The organism is Muricoccus radiodurans (genome assembly GCF_050154705.1).
Classification (GTDB): Bacteria; Pseudomonadota; Alphaproteobacteria; order Acetobacterales; family Acetobacteraceae; genus Roseomonas; species Roseomonas radiodurans.
In genome coordinates this window covers 4,937,511-4,957,009 of the sequence record NZ_CP189561.1, presented here as the reverse complement: position 1 = coordinate 4,957,009, position 19,499 = coordinate 4,937,511, and the positions used below count along the sequence as shown (strand labels likewise).

17 protein-coding genes are annotated in these 19,499 nt (G+C 72.5%); 4 read left to right on the top strand and 13 right to left on the bottom strand.

Going from position 1 to position 19,499, the window contains the following annotated elements:
* Positions 1-34 precede the first annotated feature (34 nt).
* The 10 genes from ACP6CK_RS23025 to ACP6CK_RS22980 all read right to left on the bottom strand — a co-directional run bounded on the left by ACP6CK_RS23025 (position 35) and on the right by ACP6CK_RS22980 (position 10,546).
* Positions 35-1,516, bottom strand: a complete 1,482-nt coding sequence (locus ACP6CK_RS23025) for a M81 family metallopeptidase (RefSeq protein ID WP_426955656.1) — start codon at positions 1,514-1,516, stop codon at positions 35-37.
* On the bottom strand, positions 1,513-3,087 hold the full coding sequence (locus tag ACP6CK_RS23020) for an ABC transporter substrate-binding protein (protein ID WP_426955655.1): 1,575 nt from the start codon (positions 3,085-3,087) through the stop codon (positions 1,513-1,515). The genes ACP6CK_RS23025 and ACP6CK_RS23020 overlap by 4 nt, the downstream gene beginning before the upstream one ends.
* Positions 3,088-3,169: 82 nt before the next feature.
* Positions 3,170-4,141 (bottom strand): Bug family tripartite tricarboxylate transporter substrate binding protein, encoded by a 972-nt coding sequence (locus tag ACP6CK_RS23015; protein ID WP_426955654.1) that lies wholly within the window; start codon positions 4,139-4,141, stop codon positions 3,170-3,172.
* Positions 4,142-4,166: 25 nt separating this feature from the next.
* Positions 4,167-5,123 carry a Bug family tripartite tricarboxylate transporter substrate binding protein gene (locus ACP6CK_RS23010; protein WP_426955653.1) on the bottom strand — a complete coding sequence of 319 codons (957 nt, stop codon included), beginning with the start codon at positions 5,121-5,123 and terminating at the stop codon, positions 4,167-4,169.
* Positions 5,123-5,911 carry an SDR family NAD(P)-dependent oxidoreductase gene (locus ACP6CK_RS23005; protein WP_426955652.1) on the bottom strand — a complete coding sequence of 263 codons (789 nt, stop codon included), beginning with the start codon at positions 5,909-5,911 and terminating at the stop codon, positions 5,123-5,125. Before ACP6CK_RS23005 ends, ACP6CK_RS23010 begins: the two co-directional genes overlap by 1 nt.
* 13 nt (positions 5,912-5,924) lie before the next feature.
* Positions 5,925-7,055: an NAD(P)/FAD-dependent oxidoreductase gene (locus ACP6CK_RS23000; RefSeq protein ID WP_426955651.1), complete on the bottom strand. Its 1,131-nt coding sequence runs from the start codon at positions 7,053-7,055 to the stop codon at positions 5,925-5,927.
* Positions 7,052-8,440 (bottom strand): FAD-dependent oxidoreductase, encoded by a 1,389-nt coding sequence (locus tag ACP6CK_RS22995; protein ID WP_426955650.1) that lies wholly within the window; start codon positions 8,438-8,440, stop codon positions 7,052-7,054. Before ACP6CK_RS22995 ends, ACP6CK_RS23000 begins: the two co-directional genes overlap by 4 nt.
* Entirely contained in the window at positions 8,437-8,730 is a 294-nt protein-coding gene (locus ACP6CK_RS22990) for a (2Fe-2S)-binding protein (protein ID WP_426955649.1), read from the bottom strand. Before ACP6CK_RS22990 ends, ACP6CK_RS22995 begins: the two co-directional genes overlap by 4 nt.
* A complete protein-coding gene (locus tag ACP6CK_RS22985; protein WP_426955648.1) occupies positions 8,727-9,644 on the bottom strand; it encodes a dihydrodipicolinate synthase family protein in 918 nt (305 codons plus the stop codon). The genes ACP6CK_RS22990 and ACP6CK_RS22985 overlap by 4 nt, the downstream gene beginning before the upstream one ends.
* Positions 9,641-10,546, bottom strand: a complete 906-nt coding sequence (locus ACP6CK_RS22980) for an SMP-30/gluconolactonase/LRE family protein (RefSeq protein WP_426955647.1) — start codon at positions 10,544-10,546, stop codon at positions 9,641-9,643. The genes ACP6CK_RS22985 and ACP6CK_RS22980 overlap by 4 nt, the downstream gene beginning before the upstream one ends.
* Positions 10,547-10,648: 102 nt before the next feature.
* Here ACP6CK_RS22980 and ACP6CK_RS22975 point away from each other — a divergent pair, with 102 nt between their 5' ends.
* Together ACP6CK_RS22975 and ACP6CK_RS22970 are read left to right on the top strand one after the other, a co-directional pair.
* Complete coding sequence (locus ACP6CK_RS22975; protein WP_426955646.1) at positions 10,649-11,998, top strand: aspartate aminotransferase family protein; 1,350 nt, start codon at positions 10,649-10,651, stop codon at positions 11,996-11,998.
* 5 nt (positions 11,999-12,003) lie between these two features.
* Positions 12,004-12,879 (top strand): 3-keto-5-aminohexanoate cleavage protein, encoded by an 876-nt coding sequence (locus ACP6CK_RS22970; protein WP_426955645.1) that lies wholly within the window; start codon positions 12,004-12,006, stop codon positions 12,877-12,879.
* 4 nt (positions 12,880-12,883) lie between these two features.
* On the opposite strand, the gene ACP6CK_RS22965 is transcribed toward ACP6CK_RS22970, so the two are convergent.
* Positions 12,884-13,711, bottom strand: a complete 828-nt coding sequence (locus tag ACP6CK_RS22965; RefSeq protein ID WP_426955644.1) for an IclR family transcriptional regulator — start codon at positions 13,709-13,711, stop codon at positions 12,884-12,886.
* 103 nt (positions 13,712-13,814) lie between these two features.
* Between ACP6CK_RS22965 and ACP6CK_RS22960 the strand changes: the two genes are divergently transcribed.
* Positions 13,815-14,780: a Bug family tripartite tricarboxylate transporter substrate binding protein gene (locus ACP6CK_RS22960; protein ID WP_426955643.1), complete on the top strand. Its 966-nt coding sequence runs from the start codon at positions 13,815-13,817 to the stop codon at positions 14,778-14,780.
* A 4-nt stretch (positions 14,781-14,784) separates the two neighbouring features.
* Positions 14,785-16,008, top strand: coding sequence for a CaiB/BaiF CoA transferase family protein (locus tag ACP6CK_RS22955; protein ID WP_426955642.1), 1,224 nt, complete (start codon positions 14,785-14,787; stop codon positions 16,006-16,008).
* Between the two features lie 260 nt (positions 16,009-16,268).
* On the opposite strand, the gene ACP6CK_RS22950 is transcribed toward ACP6CK_RS22955, so the two are convergent.
* Together ACP6CK_RS22950 and ACP6CK_RS22945 are read right to left on the bottom strand one after the other, a co-directional pair.
* The gene (locus tag ACP6CK_RS22950) at positions 16,269-17,849 is read right to left on the bottom strand and encodes an ABC transporter substrate-binding protein (RefSeq protein WP_426955641.1); all 1,581 of its coding nucleotides are present in this window, start codon (positions 17,847-17,849) and stop codon (positions 16,269-16,271) included.
* Positions 17,850-17,931: 82 nt separating this feature from the next.
* Positions 17,932-19,422, bottom strand: a complete 1,491-nt coding sequence (locus ACP6CK_RS22945; protein ID WP_426955640.1) for a M81 family metallopeptidase — start codon at positions 19,420-19,422, stop codon at positions 17,932-17,934.
* Positions 19,423-19,499: the final 77 nt, after the last annotated feature.

The following is a 19,499-nucleotide window of genomic DNA, read 5'->3' as shown; positions in this document are numbered from 1 at the left end:
CGGGTATCGATCCCGGGGTCGCCCGCTTGAGGGGTCAGAATGTCGGCGCGCCGGGCATGCGCCGGAGACCGGGCCGGAGGTGGCGGTAGGCGTAGCCCCGCAGGTCGGCCAGGTGCAGACCCGGTGAGGCGGCGACGATGATCCGCTCCGCCAGGACCTCGTACTCCGCGCGGAAGTGGACGGTGCTCTTGAGCACGATCACCGGCACCGCCTTGGGGTCGATGCCGGCGTGGCGCAGCACCGCCGTATCGGCCGCCTGGAGCCGCCGCTCGCTGACGAGGACGCGCACGCCTCGGTGGCGGAGGAGGGCGGTCGCGCCGAGGGCCCAGGTGTTGCCGCGGTACATGGGGCCGACCGCCACCACGCGGCCATCCGTCAACCGTTCCACGGTGAAACGTGCCTCGACCGGGATCTCCGGCACCGCGCCCGAATGGGCGCCGAGGCGGAAGTCGGCCTCCGCCCCCTCGCCCAGCCGGTGCGCCAGCCGGGCCGCCTCCGGGTCGTGCAGCAAGGCCAGCACGGCGTCCGGCGCGTCCTGCGCGATGAGGGCGCGCAGCAGCCCCACCGTGTCGCCCGTGCCGCCGGCGCCCGGATTGTCCTGGGTGTCAGCGATGACCACGGGGCCGCGCGGTGTGCGCAGCGCCTGCCGGACCGCCTCCTCCGCGTCCGGGAGGGAGCGGGCGAAGGCGTCCTCGGCCTCCAGCATCGCGCGTTGCAGCGCGTCCGCCTCCTGCTCCGCCGCGGCGGGATCGCCCAGCACGACGATGGAAGGGCCGGCATGCGGGACGTCCGCCGGCGGGAAGCCGAGTGCCAGCTCGGCGCCCGCGATGCCCGGCCGCCCTGCGGCGGCCGCGCAGAGGGCATAGAGGAATGCCGCGGGGTTCACTCCGGTGGCCTGCGCGTGCAGGGGGATGAGGTAGGGAAGCTGCCGGAAGGCCATCGCGAAGCGCTCCCCCGCGATCCGGCGGTGCAGCAGGGCGGCCGCGCGGGCGCCGGTCTCGGCCATGTCGAGATGCGGGTAGGTGCGGAACATCGCCAGAGCGTCCAGCGCCGCCACGCGCGCGGCGGAGAGGTTCGCGTGCAGGTCGAGGCTCGCGACCACAGGCATGTCCGGCCCGAGCCGCACGCGAAGGCGCCGGAGCAGCTCCTGTTCGGGGTCGGGATAGGCCTCGCTGACCATGGCGCCGTGCAGGTCGAGATAGACGCCGCCGAGATCCGGCACGGCCGCGATCCCATCGAGGATCATCCCCGCGATCGTCTCGAAGGCCTCGCGCGTCACGGCGCCGCAGGGGACGGCGCTCGCCCAGGCCACGGGATGCAGCGTGTGCTCCATCGCGGAGAGCGCCCGCATGGCGCCGGAGATCGGCACGTTCAGTTCCGCGAAGACACGGGAGATGTCGTCACCGACCGTCAGCCCCGGCAGCGTCGCCGGCCGCCGGAAGGCGTCCAGGTCGGCCGGCTGGGGGGAGAAGGTGTTCGTCTCGTGGAAGAACCCGGCGAGGGCGATCCGCGTCACGCGCGCCGCAGGCCCGTGAACATCACCCCGTTCTCCGCCATGTCCTGGAGGTTGCTGCGATAGGCCGTCGCGCGGCGGATGAGGCCCAGCGGGATGTAGGGCACGTCCTGCCAGACCTGGCGCTGCATCTCGTCGCAGATCCGCTTCTGCGCGGGCAGGTCGGGGGCCTCGAACCAAGCGGCCCGCAACGCCTCCAGCCGCGGGGAGGTCGGCCAGCCCACCCAGGCCTGCGCCCCGTTGCCGCGGATTGCGAGGTTCGCGGCCGGGCTCGCCATGTCGAGCCCCGCGAAGCCGGAATGGTGGATGTTCCAGCCTCCGCGATCCGGCGGCGCGGTGGAGGTGCGGCGCTGCACCGCCGTGCCCCAGTCCACGGTCTGGTAGTCCAGGTTCATGCCGATGCGGCGGAACATGTCGCCCGCCACCTCGCAGATCGCGGCGATCTCCGGCACGTCGGTCACGCCGAGCATCACCACGCGCTCCCCGCGATAGCCGGCGGTGGCAAGGTCGCGTTTCACCTTCTCCAGGTCGCGGGGGCCGGTCAGCACATCCATCCCGGCCTCGCTGGCCAGGGGCGTGCCGGGGGTGAAGGCGCCGCAGCGGTCGTTCCAGAGCGCCGGGTCGGTACCGCCTGCGGCCTGCATGTAGTCGGTCTGGCGGATGGCGCCTAGGATCGCGCGCCGCACCGCCGGATTGTCGAAGGGCGGGTGCAGGTGATTGAAGCGGAGGAACTGTAGCGCACCGGTGGGTTCCAGCACCTTCGTGGTGACGCCGCGTCCCCGGCGCAGCAGGGGCAGCATGTCGGCCGCCGCGCGCTCCCACCAATCCACCTCCCCGGCCAGTAACGCGTTCGCGGCGGTCGAGGCATCGGGGATGATATGCCATTCTACCCGATCGAAGTTCGCGACCTTCGGGCCGGCGGTGAAGCTCGGCGTGCCGTCGGGGCGGGGAACGTAGCCCTCGAAGCGCTGGTAGACGGCCAGGGCGCCCTGGCGCCACTCGCCCGGGACGAAGCGGTAGGGGCCGCTGCCGACCATCTCGTTGATGCGGGTGTTGGCATCGGTCCGCGCCAGGCGCTCCGGCATGATGGCGGGCATGTTCACGCCGCTCTTGCCCAGCGCGTCCGGCAGCAGCGGGAAGGGCTTCTTCAGCCGGAACACCACCACGCGGTCGGAGGCGGCGCTGATCTCCTCGGTCACGGCCATCAGGGCGGAGCCGAAGGCGTCGCGCTGTCCCCAGCGCTGGAGGCTGGGCACTACGTCCTGGGCGCGGACCGGCTCGCCGTCGTGGAAGCGCAGGCCGTCCCGCAGGGTCAGGCGCCATTCCAGGCCGTCCCGCTCGACGCTGTGGCCCTGCACCATCTGAGGCTGGGTCCGAAAAGTTGAGTCCGTGGCGTAGGGCGTGTCGAAGACGAGGTAGCCGTGATTCCGGGTGACGGTGGCCGTGGTCCAGACGGGATCGAGTACGGCGAGGTCGGCCTGGGGCACGAACTTGACCACCCGCGCGGGTTGCGCCCGCAGGCCGGGCGCGGCCAGTCCTGCCAGAGCCGTGCCCAGGACCGCGCGTCGCCTCATGCCCGCCTCCCCATCGTTGGCGACATCCTGTCGTGGCTGGGCCGGGGGCGCACCACAAAAGCCGGTGCGCCCGCTGCGGCGGTCAGTCCGCGCGGATGTTGCCCTCACGGATCACGCGGCCCCAGACCTCGGTCTCGCGGGCCAGCATGGCCCGCATCGCGGCGGCGTCGCCCGGTTGCAGCTCCACGCCCTGCGTCGCGAGGCGCTCCTTCAGGGCGGCGTCGCCCGTGGCCGTCTGCAGCGCCGCGGTCAGGCGGGCCAGGACGGGCTCCGGCGTGCCGGCGGGCGCGAAGAGGCCCATCCAGAAGGAAGCGTCAAAGCCCGGCACCGTCTCCGCCACCGCGGGCACCTCCGCCAGCAGCGGCAGCCGCCGGGCGGAGGACACGGCGAGGGCGCGCACCACGCGCTCGGACAGCAGGGACTGGGCTTCCAGTGCGGAGGCGAAGGTCGCCGCGATCCGCCCGGCCTGGAGGTCCAGCAGCGCGGGCGAGCCGCCGCGATAGGGCACGTGCTCCACCGCGATGCCGGCCCTGTTCTTCAGCATCTCGAACATCAGGTGGTTCGTCGTGCCGATGCCGGCGCTGCCGTAGTGCAGCTTGTCCGGGTTGGCCTTCGCGTGGGCGATGAATTCGGCGAGCGTGGTCACCGGGACGGAGTTGTGGACGAGCAGCACCAGCGGGTTGCTGTAGACGGTGCCAACCGGCGCCAGCTCCCGCTGCGGGTCGCGCGGCGTCAGGGTCGGCTGGAGCGCCGGGTTGATCGCCAGGGAGGAGGCGCCGAAGAGCAGCGTGTACCCGTCCGGCCGGGCCTGCGCGACATAGGTGGAACCGATGGCGGTGGCGGCGCCCGCGCGGTTCTCGATCACCACGGGCTGGCCGAGGTCCCGCTCCATGATCTGCGCCACGGCGCGGCCGACGAGGTCGGTGCCGCCGCCCGGCGCGAAGGGCACCACCGCGGTGATCGGGCGCGTCGGGAAAGCGGCCTGCGCCCGCGCGGCGCGGAGGGCCGGCAGCGCCAGCGGCGCGGCGAGGAGAAGGCGGCGGGAGAGCGGCATGGCGGGGTTCCTTCTCGGCGAGGCGTCAGTCGGCGCGGAGGTTCGCGGTGCGGATGAGGGCGCCCCAGGTGGCGGTCTCCTCCGCCAGCAGGGCGGCGAGGTCGGCGGGCGTGCCGGGGGTGATCTCGCCGCCCTCCAGCGCCACGCGGGCGCGCAGGCCCGGATCGGCCAGGGCAGCGGTCAGGGCCGCGGACAGGGTGGCGATGACGGCGGGCGGCGTGCCGGTGGGCGCGAAGAGGCCCTGCCAGAACACGGCGTCGAAGCCCGGCAGGGTTTCCGCCACGGCGGGGATGTCCGGCAGCGCGGCGGAGCGGTCCTTGGATGAGGTGGCGAGAGCGCGGATCGCCCCTTCCCGCATCATCGGCTGGGCGAGCAGCGCGGAGTTGAACAGCGCCTGGATCCGTCCGGCACGCAGGTCCAGCAGGGCGGGCGCCGCGCCGCGATAGGGCACGTGCTCCATCGACAGCCCGGCCCGCTGGGCCAGCAGCGCGAAGATGAGGTGGTTGGCCGACCCGTTGCCGGAGGAACCGTAGTTCAGCGCACCGGGATGGGCGCGGGCGTGGTCCAGGAACTCCGGCAGATCACGCGCCGGCACGGCTGGGTGCACCAGAAGCAGCAGCGCGCTGCGGTAGACGGTGCCGATCGGCGCCAGCTCCCGCTGCGGGTCGCGCGGCGTCAGGCTCGGTTGCAGCGCGGGGTTGATCGCGAGCGAGTTCGCGCCGAGCAGCAGCGTGTATCCGTCCGGCCGGGCCTGCGCGACATAGGTAGAGCCGATGGAGGTGGCGCCGCCGCCCCGGTTCTCCACCACCACGGGCTGGCCGAGTTGTCGTTCCAGCACGGCGGCCACCGCGCGACCGATCGTGTCCGTGCCGCCGCCGGGCGGGTAGGGGATGACGAGCGTGACCGGACGGGCGGGGAAGTCCTGCGCCCTCGTGGGCGCCGCGGCCAGCAGGGGCGCGACGAGAAGGGCGCGGCGGCGCATCAGAACCGCCCCGCATCCACCTTGATGCGGTCCCCCGTGACGGAGGAGGCCGCCTCACTCGCGAGGAAGAGGGCGGACCGCGCTACCTCCTCCGGGTCCACCCAGCGGCGCAGGGCGGAGACATCGGTGTAGTTTTCCCGGATGATGCTTTCGGCGGGACGTCCCTCTGCCTCGGCGCGGCGGGCGATGACGCGGTCCATCAGCTCGCCGCTGACGGCGCCGGGGCAGAGGGCGTTCACGCGCACCCCGGCAGGGCCGACCTCGCGCGCCACCGCCTCCGTCATGCCGATGAGGGCGAACTTCGTGGCGCAGTAGGCCGTGCGCATCGGGTAGCCCTTCAGCCCCATCAGCGACGACATATTGATGATGGACCCGCCGCCTCCGGCCGACAGCACGCGGGCCGCGACGCGCAGCACGTGCATGGCGCCGAAGAGGTTCACCTCGATGCAGTCGCGCCAGGCGCCGACATCCACCTCCGCGATGTTGCCCACCGGGCCGCTCATGCCGGCGTTGTTCACCACCACGTCCACGCGGCCGTGCCGCGAAAGGGCGGCCGCGAAGAGCGCCTCCACGGATTCGAGGCTGCGGACATCGGTGGGGACGATGGTGCCGCCGGTCGTGACCGCCACCGCCTCGAGCGTCGCGGCGGTGCGGCCGGCCAGCACCACTTGCGCGCCGGCGCGGGCGAAGAGCTCCGCGATGGCCTTGCCGATGCCGGTCCCGGCTCCGGTGACGATGGCCACCTTGCCGTCGAGGCGAAGGACGGGGTCGAGCGATGCAGCGGTCATCAAGCGTTCCGGTTCATGTCTTGGCCCATGCGGCGTCCGCCGCGAGCTCCGCGGGCGCAGCGAAGTCGCGTCCGGGATCGAAGAGGGGCATCTCCGGCTCTCGCCCGAGGATGAGGTCGCCCACCAGGCCGCTGATGTAGGGGCCGATGGTGTAGCCGCCGCGCACACAGCCCAGGACGAAGGCGCCGGGAATGCCGGGAATCGCGCCGGCGAGCGGGTAGAAGTCGGGCACGTTCGCCTCGAACCCCGTCCAGCTTCGCACGATGCGCAGCGCGCCGAGGCCGGGCACGGCGTGGCGTGCGAGTCGGAGATTCACCGTCAGCGTCTCCGGGTCCGGCTCGCCGCGGCCTTCCTCCGGCGTGCCGGTGCCCTGCCAGCCGCCGCCGATCAGCACGGTGCCGTTCGGCTTCTGCTTCATCGTCAGCAGGCCGGTGGCGTGGCCGATCACGGTGCGGAACAGGATCGGCGCACGTTCGGTGACGGAGACCGTGTTCACCCGGGCGCGCACGGGCAGGTCGAGCCCGAGCATCGCCCCCGCCGCGCGCAGCCAGCCGCCGCAGGCGAGCAGCAGGCGCCGGGCCGCGATTCGCTCGCCGCCCGCGGTTAGCTCGAAGCCGCCCGCCTCCCGCGCGATGGCGGTGACGCGGGTATGCTCGCGGGATTCGATGCCGGCGGCACGCAGCCGGGCGCGGTAGAAGCGGCCGGTGAGGCTCGAATTCGCGTAGCCGTCCCAGGCGCACCAGCTGGCGGCGACGATGCGGCGGGCGATGGCGGGCTCGATCTCCGCGACGCGGTTGGGGGACACCGTCTCGATCGGCGCGCCGGCCGCGCGCTTCAGCGCCGACCGCTCCTCCAGCAGCGCTGCCTCGCGCTCGGTGAAGGCGAGGGTGAGGCCGCCGGTCTCGTGGTAGCCCACCGCCTCCCCGGCCGCCTTCCAGAGGTCGTGGCCGCGCAGGGCATAGGGCATCAGCCGCACGCGCTTGATCTGCAGGGACAGCGTGCCGGCATTCACGCCGGAGGCGCCGCCGCCGATCTCCGAGGCATCGAGGACGAGCACGCGCATCCCGCCTTCCGCGGCCCGCAGGGCGGCGCCGCAGCCCATGATGCCGCCGCCGATCACTGCCAGGTCATAGGGCGCGCTCACAGCAGGGTACTCGTCGGGAAGGGGATGTCGGCGTAGTCGAAATCGCCGGCGAGTACATCCAGCGGCACGGGGCGCAGCGGCGGGCGGCCGGTGGATTGGCCGATCTCGGCGGGGCTGCGGCCGGTGCGGGCGGCGATGAGCATCGCGACCGGCTCCGCGCAGTGCCGGCCGCCGCAGGGACCCATGCCGCAGCGCGTGGCGGATTTCAGCGCGTTGAGCGTGACGGCGCCGGCGTCGATCTCCGGTTCCAGGTCGGAGCGGCGCAGCCCCTCGCAGCGGCAGAGGATCGTGTCCGGCGTGGTGAGGTCCAGCAGCGCGGGGGGCGGCGTCGCGACCCGCGTCATCGCCGCGCCGAAGCGGGCGATGCGGGAGAGCGCCTTCTCCAGCCTGGCGATCCGGTCCGCGTCCACCGCGCGCCCCAGATGCTTCGCAGCGCCAAGGGCCGCCAGCGCCCCCGTCAGAGGCGCGGCATCGGCACCCCGGATGCCGGCACCATCGCCGCAGACGAAAAGGCCGGGGATGGAGGTGGCCCCCAGCGCATCCGCGTCCGGCACCCAGCCGCCGAGGGCAGGATCGTGGCGATGCGCGGCGCGAAGCAGGCCCGTCACCTCGGTCGCGGGGAGCAGCCCGTGACCGAGGCAGAGGGCATCCGCCGTGAAGCGCCTAGCGGGGCCACCATCGAGCGGCCCGACTTCCACGGATTCGACAAACTCGCCACCGAGGACGCGACGGACGGCGTGGCGGCGCAGCACCGGCACGCCCGCGCGGCGGATGCGCGCGGCCCAGCGCAGCCCACGCGCGACGAGGTCCGGCCGCGCGGCCAGGGCCGGTGCCTGCCGCAGCCAGTCCGTCCTGCCCGCCGCGTCCACCACTGCCGCCACGCGGCCGCCGCCCTTCAGGATGGTGGCCGCGACCAGCAGCAGAAGGGGGCCGGTGCCGGCCACCACCACCTCGCGTCCCGGAAGAACCTTCTCCGACTTCAGCAGCACCGTCGCGGCGGCAAGGCCGATGACGCCGGGCAGGGTCCAGCCCGGCACAGGCAGTACCCGCTCCCGCGCGCCGGTGGCGACGATCAGGGCGCGGGCCGCGTGCTCCTCCGGGCCCTCCGGGCTGATGCAACGGGCGCGGAAGCTTCGGTCAACATGCCAGACCCTGCGGCCGAAGAGCGTGCGCGCGCCGCTGCCGGCGAGCGTGGCGCGCAGGGCCGCGCCAGCCGGATCTCGCGGCGTGTTCGAGACGGCAGCAGAGGGCGCGCGATAAACTTGCCCGCCCGCCTCCGCCGCCTCGTCCAGCACGAGGGCGCTGAGGCCGAGGCGCTGCGCCTCTACAGCCGCCGCGGCGCCGGCCGGGCCGGCGCCAAGGATAACGACGTCGTGCGTCGTCACGCCGACCCTCCCGGCCCGCTACGCGCGTCCAGCCCAGCGCGGACCGGGGTGCGGCAGGCCTCGACCAGCCGCCCGTCCACCATCACCACGCATTCCTGGCAGGAGCCCATGGCGCAGAAGAGGCCGCGTGCCCCGCCATCCCCTGGCCCGTGACGCAGGGTACGGAGATCGGCGGCCATCAGGGCGACGGCGAGGCTTTCCCCGGGAAAGCCCTCGATCTCCGCCCCGTCGAAGCGGAAGCGCACCGGGGCGGCGCGGGTGACGCCCGCCGTGATGCGCAGCCCGCTCATGCGTGCGGCAGGCCCACTTCGGCCAGGCGGCGGCGCAGGGCGTCCAGCGCGGCCTCGTCCAGCGGCAGCACGGGATCGCGCGGCACGCCGGCGGGCCAGCCCATCAGCGACAGCGCCCCCTTCAGCGAGGAGGGCCAGGTGCCCGTCCCCATCAGCGCCTGATAGGCGACGGTCAGCTTGTGGTGCAGCGAGGCCAGTTCCGGCCCTGGCGCCTCCTTCGCCACCGCCATGATCCGCGCGGCGTCGGCGCCCAGCAGCTCCGGCCCCGTGGCGATGAAGCCGGCGGCGCCGAGCGCGAGGCCCGGGAAGATGAAGTGGCAGGGGCCGACCATGATCGCCAGCCGGTCGCGGAAGCGGTGCAGCAGGTGGGAGTGGTGGAAGAAGTCGCGGTGGCTTTCCTTGATGCCGATGATCGGCGCGACATTCGTGATGCGGTCGAGGTCGTCCAGCGACAGTTCGATCCCGCCGGTGCGGCGGGGGGAGTTGTAGGCGACGATGGGCAGCGGCACGGCCTTCGCCACCGCCTCGAAGCGGCGCAGCAGCTCGACGCTGCTCGCCTTCAGCACATAGGTCTGCGGCATCATCAGCAGCCCGTCCGCCCCGGCCTCGGCCGCGGCGCGCGCATAGGCGACGGAGCCGGCCGCGGAGGGCGCGGTGCAGCCCGTCATCACCGGCACGCGGCCCTTCGCGACGTCCAGGGCGATGGTCGTCAGCCGGGCACGCTCGGCCGCATTCAGTGCCCAGCTCTCCCCGTTGTCGCCGGCGACGGCGATGCCGCGCGCGCCGATCCCGATCAGCCGGCCGACGATATCGGCGAAGGCGTCCTCCATGATCTCGCCCGCCGGGGTGAAGGGCGTGATGACCGCCGGCACGAAGCCGCCGAGCGTTTCGCGGGAGAGGGGAAAGGCGGTCACGTCTCGGACTCCTCAGGCAGGGCTTCGTGCAGGTCCACGCGGTGGAGAGCGCCGGCCTGCGCCTCCAGGATGAAGAGGGTGCGGGAATCCGCGGAGAAGGCGACGCTGGTCGTCCAGAGCCCGCCCGGGGTGCGGATGCGCAGCAGGGGAAAGCCGAGCGGATCGAAGAGCCAGGCGGTGCCGGCCTGGGCATGCGCCACGGCCAGACGTCCGCGCCCGTCCATCGCCAGGCCGTCCGGGCCAAGCCCGCCCGAGAGCTGAAGGTAGGTGCCGACCATCGGCAGCAGCGGGTCCGGCGCATCGGCCAGCAGGCGCCACACCGCATTCGCCCGCGTCACCGCGACATGCAGGAAGCGCCCGTCCTGGCTCAGCGCGAGGCCATTGGGATAGGGCAGGTTGTTCAGCACGAGGTCCAGCGCCCCGTCCGGCCGCAGCCGGAAGATGCGCCCCGTGGGATCGGACAGGCTGGAGCGCCCGGAATCGGTGAACCAGAGGCTGCCATCCGGCCCGCGGCAGAGATCGCTGAGGCCACGGAAGTTCTCCGTGTTCACTCGGGAGAGGATCGGCGTGAGTGCGCCATTCTCCAGCCGCAGCAGCCCGCGCCGGTAATCCGCGACGACGAAGGCGCCGTCCGGCAGGCGCAGCAGGCCGTGCGGCTCGCCGTCATACTCATGCGCGACCTGCCAGACGCCATCGCAGGAGACGCGGAGGATGCGGCCGTAGGGCACGTCCACCATCCAGGCGGTGCCGTCGGCCTCCAGGCTCAGCCCTTCCAGGAAGGAGTGCAGCCGCTGTCCCGGGCGCGTGGCACGCACCCAGTCATTCGGCTCGCCGCGCCAGTGCAGCGCCTCCGGCAAGCGGGCGATCGGGGTCGCGGTGATGGTGGGCGGCAGGCCGAGCACGGATCCCCTCAGCATCGATGAGGCGGGACGACGATGCCACTTGCTTTGCATACGGTCCAGTGTTTAGCCTGCGAAACACACCGCGACGGACGAACCGGCCGCATGCCCAGCGCCATCCTGCACCGCGACCTCCGCAAGACCCCGACCCTCGTGGCCCGGGGAGAGGGCATCTACCTCTATGACGAGGCGGGGAAGCGCTACCTCGACGCCTCGGGCGGGGCGGCGGTGTCCTGCCTCGGGCACAGCCATCCCGCCGTGATCGCGGCGATCGAGGCGCAGCTGAAGACGCTGCCCTTCAGTCACACCTCCTTCTTCACCAACGCCCCGGCCGAGGAACTGGCGACACGCCTGGTCGCCGCGGCGCCGGAGGGCTTCGGCGCGGGCCGCGTCGCCTTCGTCGGCAGCGGGTCCGAGGCGATGGAGGCGGCGCTGAAGCTCGCCCGCCAGCACTTCGTGGAGAAGGGCGAGACCTCCCGCAGCCGCTTCATCGCCCGGCGCATGAGCTACCACGGCAACACGCTCGGCGCGCTGGCGATCGGCGGCCATGCCGGGCGACGCGCGCCCTATGCGCCGTTGCTGATGGACGTGACGCATGTCTCGCCCTGCTTCGCCTATCGTTTCCGGACGGAGGGGGAGACGGACGCCGCCTATGTCGCGCGCCTGGCGGATGAGCTGGACGCCACGATCCGCGATCTGGGGCCGCAGAACGTCGCTGCCTTCATCGCGGAGCCGGTGGTGGGCGCCACCATCGGCTGCGTGCCGCCCCTGCCCGGCTACTTCGCCGCCATGCGCGCGGTGTGCGACCGCCACGGCGTGCTGCTGATCGCCGACGAGGTGATGTGCGGCATGGGCCGCACTGGCCACCTCTTCGCCATCGCGGAGGAGGGCGTCGCGCCCGACCTCATCACGGTCGCGAAGGGGCTGGGCGCCGGCTACCAGCCGATCGGCGCGGTGATGGCGAGCGAGCGGGTGGTGGCCCCGCTCGTCGCCGGCAGCGGCACGCTGCAGCACGGCCACACCTACATGAGCCACGCCATCGCCTGCGCGGGATCGCTGGCGGTGCTGAAGGCGGTGGAGGAGGAGCAGCTCCTCGGCGCCGTGCGGCAGCGCGGGGCGGAGCTGGAGGCCGCGCTGCGCGCCCGATTCGGCGATCATCCTCATGTCGGCGACATCCGGGGACGCGGCCTTTTCTGGGCGCTGGAGCTGGTGGAGGACCGCGCGACGAAGCGGCCCTTCCCGAAAGCGGCGGGGCTGGCGGCGCGGATCAAGGCGCAGGCGCAGGCGAACGGCCTCATCTGCTATCCTTCGGCCGGCACGGCGGATGGGGAGAACGGCGATCACGTGTTGCTGGCCCCGCCCTTCATCATCGCGCCGGATGGGATTACGGAGATCGTGGACCTGCTGGACGCGACGCTGTCCCAGGTCCTCTCCTCAACCCGCATGGCGGCCTGAACACGATGTCCAAGAAAACCATCCTCACCTGCGCGGTCACCGGCAATCTCACCATGCCGTCGCAGAATCCCGCGCTGCCCATCACGCCGGAGCAGATCGCGACCGCCGCGATCGACGCGGGCAAGGCCGGTGCCGCCATCGCCCACATCCACGTCCGCGACCCCGAGACGGCGCGCGGCAGCATGGACCTGGCGCGTTACACGGAGGTCGTCTCCCGCATCCGCGACGCCGGGTCCGACATCATCATCAATCTCACCACGGGGGAAGGCGGGCGCTTCATGCCCGGGCTGGAGGAGCCGCGCGAGGCCGGCCCCGGCACCACCTTGACGACGCCGGAGCGCCGCGTGGCGCATGTAGAGGCGCTGCGGCCGGAGATCTGCACCCTCGACTTCAACACGATGTTCTCCGGCACCGGCGTCGTCATCAACACGCCCCGCAACCTCGGCATCATGGCCGAGCGCATCCGCGCCGCCGGCGTGCTGCCGGAGATCGAGATCTTCGACAGCGGCGACCTGCAACTCGCGAAGGTCTTCCTGGCGGAAGGGAAGCTCGCCTCCCCCGCCCTGTTTCAGATCGTGCTCGGCGTGCGCTACGGAGCGGTCGCGAACCCCGAGACGCTGATGTACCTCAAGTCCCAGCTGCCGCCCGACGCGATGTGGGCGGCCTTCGGGATCGGGCGCATGGCCTTCCCGATGCTGGCGCAGGCCTACCTTCTCGGCGGCCATGTCCGCATCGGGATGGAGGACACGGTCTACATCGACAAGGGCGAGCTCACCCGCGGCAACGTGCAGCTCGTCGAGAAGGCCGTGGGCATCATCACCAGCCTCGGCGGCACCCTCGCCACGCCGGCCGAGGCACGCGCCATCCTCGGCCTCCGCTGAGATGTCAGCCGGGCGATCCGAAGTGGCCCAGCCGCTCCGAGATCGCCCGCGCCGCCTTCAGCACCTCCGGGACGGTGATGCCCTCCACGTCCTCCGGGAAAGCGGAGTCCGGGCCGGAGACGTCGATCGCCGCCACCACGCGGCCGTCGCGGTCCAGCACGGGCGCGGCGACGGTACCGCCCCCCGCATCTACCATCCCGCGGCTGACGACATGCCCGCGCGCCGCGGCCTCGGCCACGCAGCGCTGCAGCGCCGGCAGGTCGGTCGGCGTCTGCTCCGTGCGGGGCGGCAGCGCCACGCCGCGATAGAGCCCTGCCAGCTCCCGCCCGGACAGGTCGGACAGCAGCAGCCAGCCCAGTGGCGTGACATGCGCGGGCAGCCGCGCGCCGGTGTTGAAGGTGGTCAGGAAGCCGCGCCGGGACGGCACGCAATCCAGGAACAGAACGTCCCGGCCATCGCGGATGACGAGGTGTGCGGAGATGCCGGTCGCATCCCGCAGCGCCTGCAAGGCGCCCTGCGCGACCTGGATAAGGCTCTGCCCGTTGAGGTAGGCGAAGCCGAGGTTCAGCACGCGGGGGCCGAGCCCGTAGCTGCGGCCGTCCGCGCTGCTCTCCAGGAACTTCAGGAAGCGCAGCGTGTAGATCAGCCGGAAGGCGGAGGAGCGGCCGACACCGATGCGGGCCGCAATCTCGCTGACGGTCAGCCCGCGCTCCGCCGCCGCGACCGTCTCCAGCACCCGCAGACCGCGCTCCAGCCCGGGGACGATGTAGCCCTCGTGGTTGTCGGGCATCGCGGCGCCCGGATCGGGGCGCGGATCGGTTGGTTCGTTCATGGTCCCGTGGCGGCGCGCCGGTTGCAGGGTGGCAACCGGCTTCTTCCCTTAGCGCAGCCATGTCGTCCCCGACAAACCCACTTCGCATGAAAGGACTCCCGCCATGACCTCGCGCCGCGCCCTTCTCGCCGCGCCCGCCGTCGCGCTGCTGCCGTGGCGCGCCCGCGCCCAGTCGCCGGCCTGGCCGACGCAGCCCGTGCGCTTCATCGTCGCCTACACCGCCGGCGGCACGATCGACGTGACGGCGCGGATGCTGGGGGAGAAGCTGGCACCGATCTGGGGCCAGCAGGTGGTGGTGGAGAACCGCACCGGCGCGGGCGGCACGGTCGGCGCGAACAGCGTCGTGCGCGCCGCGCCGGACGGGCACACGATCCTCATCTCCTCCGCGGCGGAGGTCGCGGTGGCGCGGCTGACGCAGAAGAACCTGCCCTACGACCCGCAGGCGGACCTCGCGCCGATCATGCTGATCGCACGCAATCCCTTCGCGCTGGTGGTCACGCCGACCATCCCGGCGAAGAACCTGCAGGAACTGCTCGCCTATGGCCGCGGGCGGCAGCTCTCCTACGGCAGCTCGGGCGTCGGCACGACGACGCATTTCGGCTCGGAGCTGTTCAAGCAGCGCACCGGGCTGGACATGGAGCACGTGCCCTATCGCGGCAGCGCGGCGCTGATGACGGACCTGCTGGCCGGCCGCATCCAGATCTCGCTGGACGCGATCCCCGCCGTGCTGCCGCAGATCAGCACGGGCGCGGTGACGCCGATCGGCGTCGCGACGCTGACGCGCAGCCCCCTGGCCCCGAACATCCCGACGCTCTCCGAACAGGGGCTGACCGGCTTCACCGCCGGCGGCTGGACCGGCGCTCTGGCGCCCCGCGGCACGCCGCCCGCCATCCTGACAAAGATCGGAGACGACATGCGCCGCGTGATGCAGGACGGCGTCGGCAAGGAGCTGGAGGCCCGCGGCTTCGAACCGGTGGCCAGCACCGCCGACGCCTTCCGGACCTTCATCACCGAGGAGACGCAGCGCTGGACCGAGGTGGCGCACCGCGCCGGCATCGAGCCGGCCTGACGCCATGCGCGCGCTGGAGGGGATGCGCGTGGTGGATTTCAGCCACGTCATCGCCGGCCCCTTCTGCACCTACCAGTTGGCGCTGCTGGGGGCGGAGGTGATCAAGATCGAGGAGCCCGGTACCGGCGACTACATGCGTAGTCGCGGCGGCGTGGAGGCGCTGCGGCAGGCGGGGATGGGCGACCACTTCGCGATCCAGAACGGCAACAAGCGCTCCATCGCGATCGACCTGAAGAGCTCGGCGGGACTGGGGATCGCGCGTCGCCTGACCGCGACGGCGGATGTGGTGGTGGAGAACTTCCGGCCCGGCGTGATGCAGCGCCTCGGGCTGGATCACGCAACCCTGTCCGTGGACAACCCAAGGCTCGTCAGCCTGTCGCTGAGCGCCTATGGCGCGGAAGGCGCGTTCGCCGGGCGTCCGGCCTATGACAACGTCGTGCAGGCCGCGGCCGGGCTCATGGCGATGACCGGCACGGCGGAGTCCGGGCCGCTGAAGGCCGGCGCGCCGGTGCTGGACTATGCGTCGGGCACCATGGCCGCCTTCGCGGTGATGTCGGCGCTGCTGCGGCGGGAGCGTACGGGCCTCGGCCAGCACGTCGCGTTGTCGATGATGGACACCGCCTTCCTGCTGATGAGCCCGGCCATCTCCAGCCTGCTGAATGGCGGCAAGGCGCCGGTGCTGCACGCGAACGACCACGCCCTGGCCGGCGCGAGCTGCTACGAGGCGGGGGATGGCGCGCTCATCATGCTCGGCGCCTGTAATCAGCGGCAGTTCGACGCTCTGTGCCACGGGATCGGCCGCCCCGACCTGCTGGAGGACCCGCGCTTCGCCGATGTGCGCCAGCAGGACCCGCACCGTGCCGCCCTGGCCGCGATCCTGACGGAGGAAATACGCCGCCGCCCCGCCGCGGAGTGGGAAGCGATGCTGGCCGATCGGGTGCCCGCCGCCCGGGTTCGCCCGCTCGCCGAGGCGCTGACGGAATCCGAAGTCCTTCGGCGCGGCGTGGTACAGACCCTTCCGGGTGAGCTGGGGCAGCGAGGGGTGACCGTACCGGTGGCGGCCTTCCGCGCGGATGCGGACGGACCGGCGCTGACGGATGCGCCACCGCTTCTGAGCGAGCATCGTAACGCGATCCTGGCCGAACTGGGCTGCGACGCTGCCGAGATCGCGTCCCTGGCAGAGGCCGGCGCGTTCGGCGGTGTTGAGGCGCCGATCCGAGGCCGATGACCTCGCGATTCCGGCGAGGCCTCGTTCCGATCTGCCTGGGAGTGACGGCCCTGGAAGGCGAGCTGGAAGCAGTGCTTCCAGCTGCCCGCTTCCCACGGCCCGGAGACGAGCGCGTCCCCTGGACCCGCGCCGAATATACCGCGGGGTCCGGGGGGGACGTTTGCCCCCCGGCGGAGGGTCCGGGAGGCGGAGCCTCCCGGCATATCCCTGGGGCGGATCAGAACAAGGGTCGACCGGTTTGAGCCTCCCGCACAGCGTCCTCAGGCCGGGCGGATGCCCCAGAACTTCGTGAAGCCGGTCTGCAGACCCTGGATGCCGCGCGTCGCCGTCTGCTGCTTGAACTGGCCGAGGGGGTAGTAGGGCACCTCCTCCATGCAGGCGGTCTGGATATCGCGGCATACGGCCTGCCGCCCGGCCAGGTCGGGCGCGTCGAACCAGGCATTGTAGAGCGCTTCGAGACGCGCGCTCTCGTACCAGCCGGCATAGCCGGCTGCGCCGTTGCCGCGGATGCCGATATGGGTCGCAGGGTTGAGCCAGTCGGTGCCGGTCCAGCTTGTGGCGAAGAGGCTCCAGCCACCGGATTCCACCGGACCGCGGTTGTTGCGGCGCTGGAGCATGGTGCCCCAGTCGGTCGCGACATAGTCGACGTTCACGCCGACGCGCCGGAGCATGTCGGCGCCGACGTCGCCCAGCGCCTTGATCGTTACGTAGTCCGTCGGCACGAGCAGGACGACCTTCTCGCCCTTGTAGCCGGCCGCGACCAGATCGCGCCGCACTGCGGCGTCGTCGCGCGGCTTGCGGAGGGGGTCGAGGCCCACCTCGCTCGCCATCGGCGTGCCGGGGCAGAAGAAGCCGGTCGGCACGTGGTAGAAGGTGCGGTCGTCCCCGACGATGGCCTGCATGTAGGCGGCCTGGTCGATCGCACCCATCAGAACGCGGCGGATCGCTGGGTTGTTGAAGGGCGCCTGGGTGGTGTTGGGCCGCAGCATGCCGATCGTGCCCGTCTCCTCCTGGATGCGCAGGTTGGCGCCGCGGGCGCGGCCCACCATCGGCTTTAGGTCATGCGCCACCTGCTCCCACCAGTCCTGCTCGCCGGCCACGAAGGCGCCCGCGGCGGTGGAGGCATCGGGGATGGTGGTCCAGACGACGCGGTCGTAGTGGACCACCTTCGGCCCCGCGCTGCCGAGCGCCGGGCCGTTCTCCCGCGGCCTGTATCGGTCGAACTTCGCGTAGACGTTGCGGGCGCCCTGCAGCCGCTCCTCCATGACGTAGCGGAAGGGGCCGCTGCCGATGATCTCGGTGATCTGCGTGCCGGGATCGGTGGCGGCCACCCGCTCCGGCATCATCGCCGGCATCATCGCGGTGGTCTTGGCCAGCGCATCGGGCAGCAGGGAGAAGGGCTTCTTCAGCCGGAAGACGATGGTGCGGTCATCGGGCGCCGAGAGCTCGTCCGTCGCGCGCATCAGGGCGCCGCCGAAGGCGTCTCGCGCGCCCCAGCGACGGATACTGGCCACGCAGTCCCGCGCGCGCACGGGCTCGCCATCATGGAAGAGCAGGCCCTCCCGCAGGCGGATGGTCCAGCGCTTGCCATCATCCTCCACCGTGTGGCCCTCGGCCATCTGCGGGTGGGGCACTTCGTTCTCGTCCAGCCCGTAGAGGGTGTCGAACACCATGTAGCCGTGATTGCGGGTGATGTTCGCCGTGGTCCAGTGCGGGTCGAGGAAGGCGAGGTCGATCTGCGGGATGAAGCGCAGCGTGCGCGACGATCCCTGCGCGAAGGCGGGCGCGGACAGGGCCGCGCCCGATGCGGCGATCCCCTTCAGCAGCGAGCGGCGGTGCATCAGTCCGTCTCCTTCATGGCGTGCCGGTTGTTCGCCGGCGGGGATGGCTCCGGGCCCGCAGCAAGGGCCAAGCCGGGGTGATTCACGGGACGCCGCTGCCGCGGACATGCAGGCGCGGCCGGTGATCGAGGTCGTCCAGCGGGAAGAAGGGGCGCGCGACGGTGAAAGGCAGGTCCTGCACGCGGTAGGAGGTCATCCCCGGCGTGTCCACCGTGACGCAATCCCCGATCGCGGCGTAGTTGAGGGTGAAGTGGTAGCCGGAGCGAGTGATCACGATCCCCATCGCGGCGGGATCGACGCCCATGGCGCGGAAATAGCCGGGATCGAGGTAGGAGTAGGGGTGCTCCGTGAGCACCACGTGCACCCTGCCCACGCGCAGCACGGCGTACCCGCCCAGCCCGATGCGGGTGCCCGCATCCGCCGGCCCGGCATAGGTCACCTCGGCCGAGGCACCGCAGGAGACGATCTCCCCGGTCACGGTGACAGGCGGCGAGGCGGTGGAGTACCGCCCGCCCACCGTCAGCGTGACCGTGGCGCCGAGGCCGGCCCGGAGGCAGGCCTGCACCGCCGCCGCATCCGCGATCGGCACGGCGGAGGGCGGCAGGTCGTCGCGCGCGAGGAGGGCGCGCAGCACGTAGGTCCCGTCGCCCGGGCTGCCGCCCGCCACGCGGTCGCCCTGGTCGCCGAGGATCAGGGGCCGCTCGGTCCCCCGTGCGGCCCGGTCCAGGGACTCGTCCAGCGGGGGATAGGTGCCGATCAGTGCGTGGCGCTCGTCCCAGAGCGCTTGGGCGAGTTCCAGCGCCAGGGCGTCGGGCGCGGCGCCGTTCCCATAGGCCAGCACCCATTGCCCGAGGCCGCGCACATCCAGGAACTGCTGCGCGTTGAAGATCGAGACGTCGTAGGCCGCGCCCGCCTCCACCGCCGCCCGGGCGAGGGCGTGCAGGCTGCGCAGCGGCTCCTCGTCCGTGCGGTCGTTGCCGAGCGTCAACATCGGCAGGTGGACGGCCGCCAGCGCGGGCCGCAGCCGTCCCTGCAGCATGTCCAGCGCGGCGCGGACGGCGCGGCGGCCCGTGGGGCCCTGATCACCGTGCGGGTTGGTGTGATAGCCGGCCAACAGGTCGCAGCGCGCGAGGATCTCCGGCGTGACATGCGCGTGCAGGTCGAAGCCCGCGGTCATCGGCAGGTCCGGCCCGACGATCGCGCGCAGCGCGGTCATCAGGGCGCCTTCGGGATCTTCCAGGCTCGGGGTCAGCATGCCGCCGTGAAGGGGCAGCACGACGGCGTCGAAGTCGCCGCGCCGGGCGGCGTCGCACATCTGGTCGCGCATCTCGGCGAAGACGGCGTCCTTGACCGGGCCGCCGGACTGGGCGCGGAAGATCGTGGGGACAACGACCTCCGCGCCCGCCTCCTCGGCCGCATCCACGATGCCGCCCAGGACCGAGTTGGTTCCCCGCGCCGTCTCCACTGCGTCCCGGCCGGTGCGGATGCTGAAGCGGGACCGGTCGGTCGGCACGGGGTTGAAGGAGTGGGATTCCTGCGCGATGCCGCCGGCCAGGATCCGCGTCTTCGCCATCACGCTGCCTTCGGCTGTCCGCCGGGAAGCAAAGCCGGGGCGGTCGCGGGGCGCAAGCGGCCGCGGGCGGAATCGGC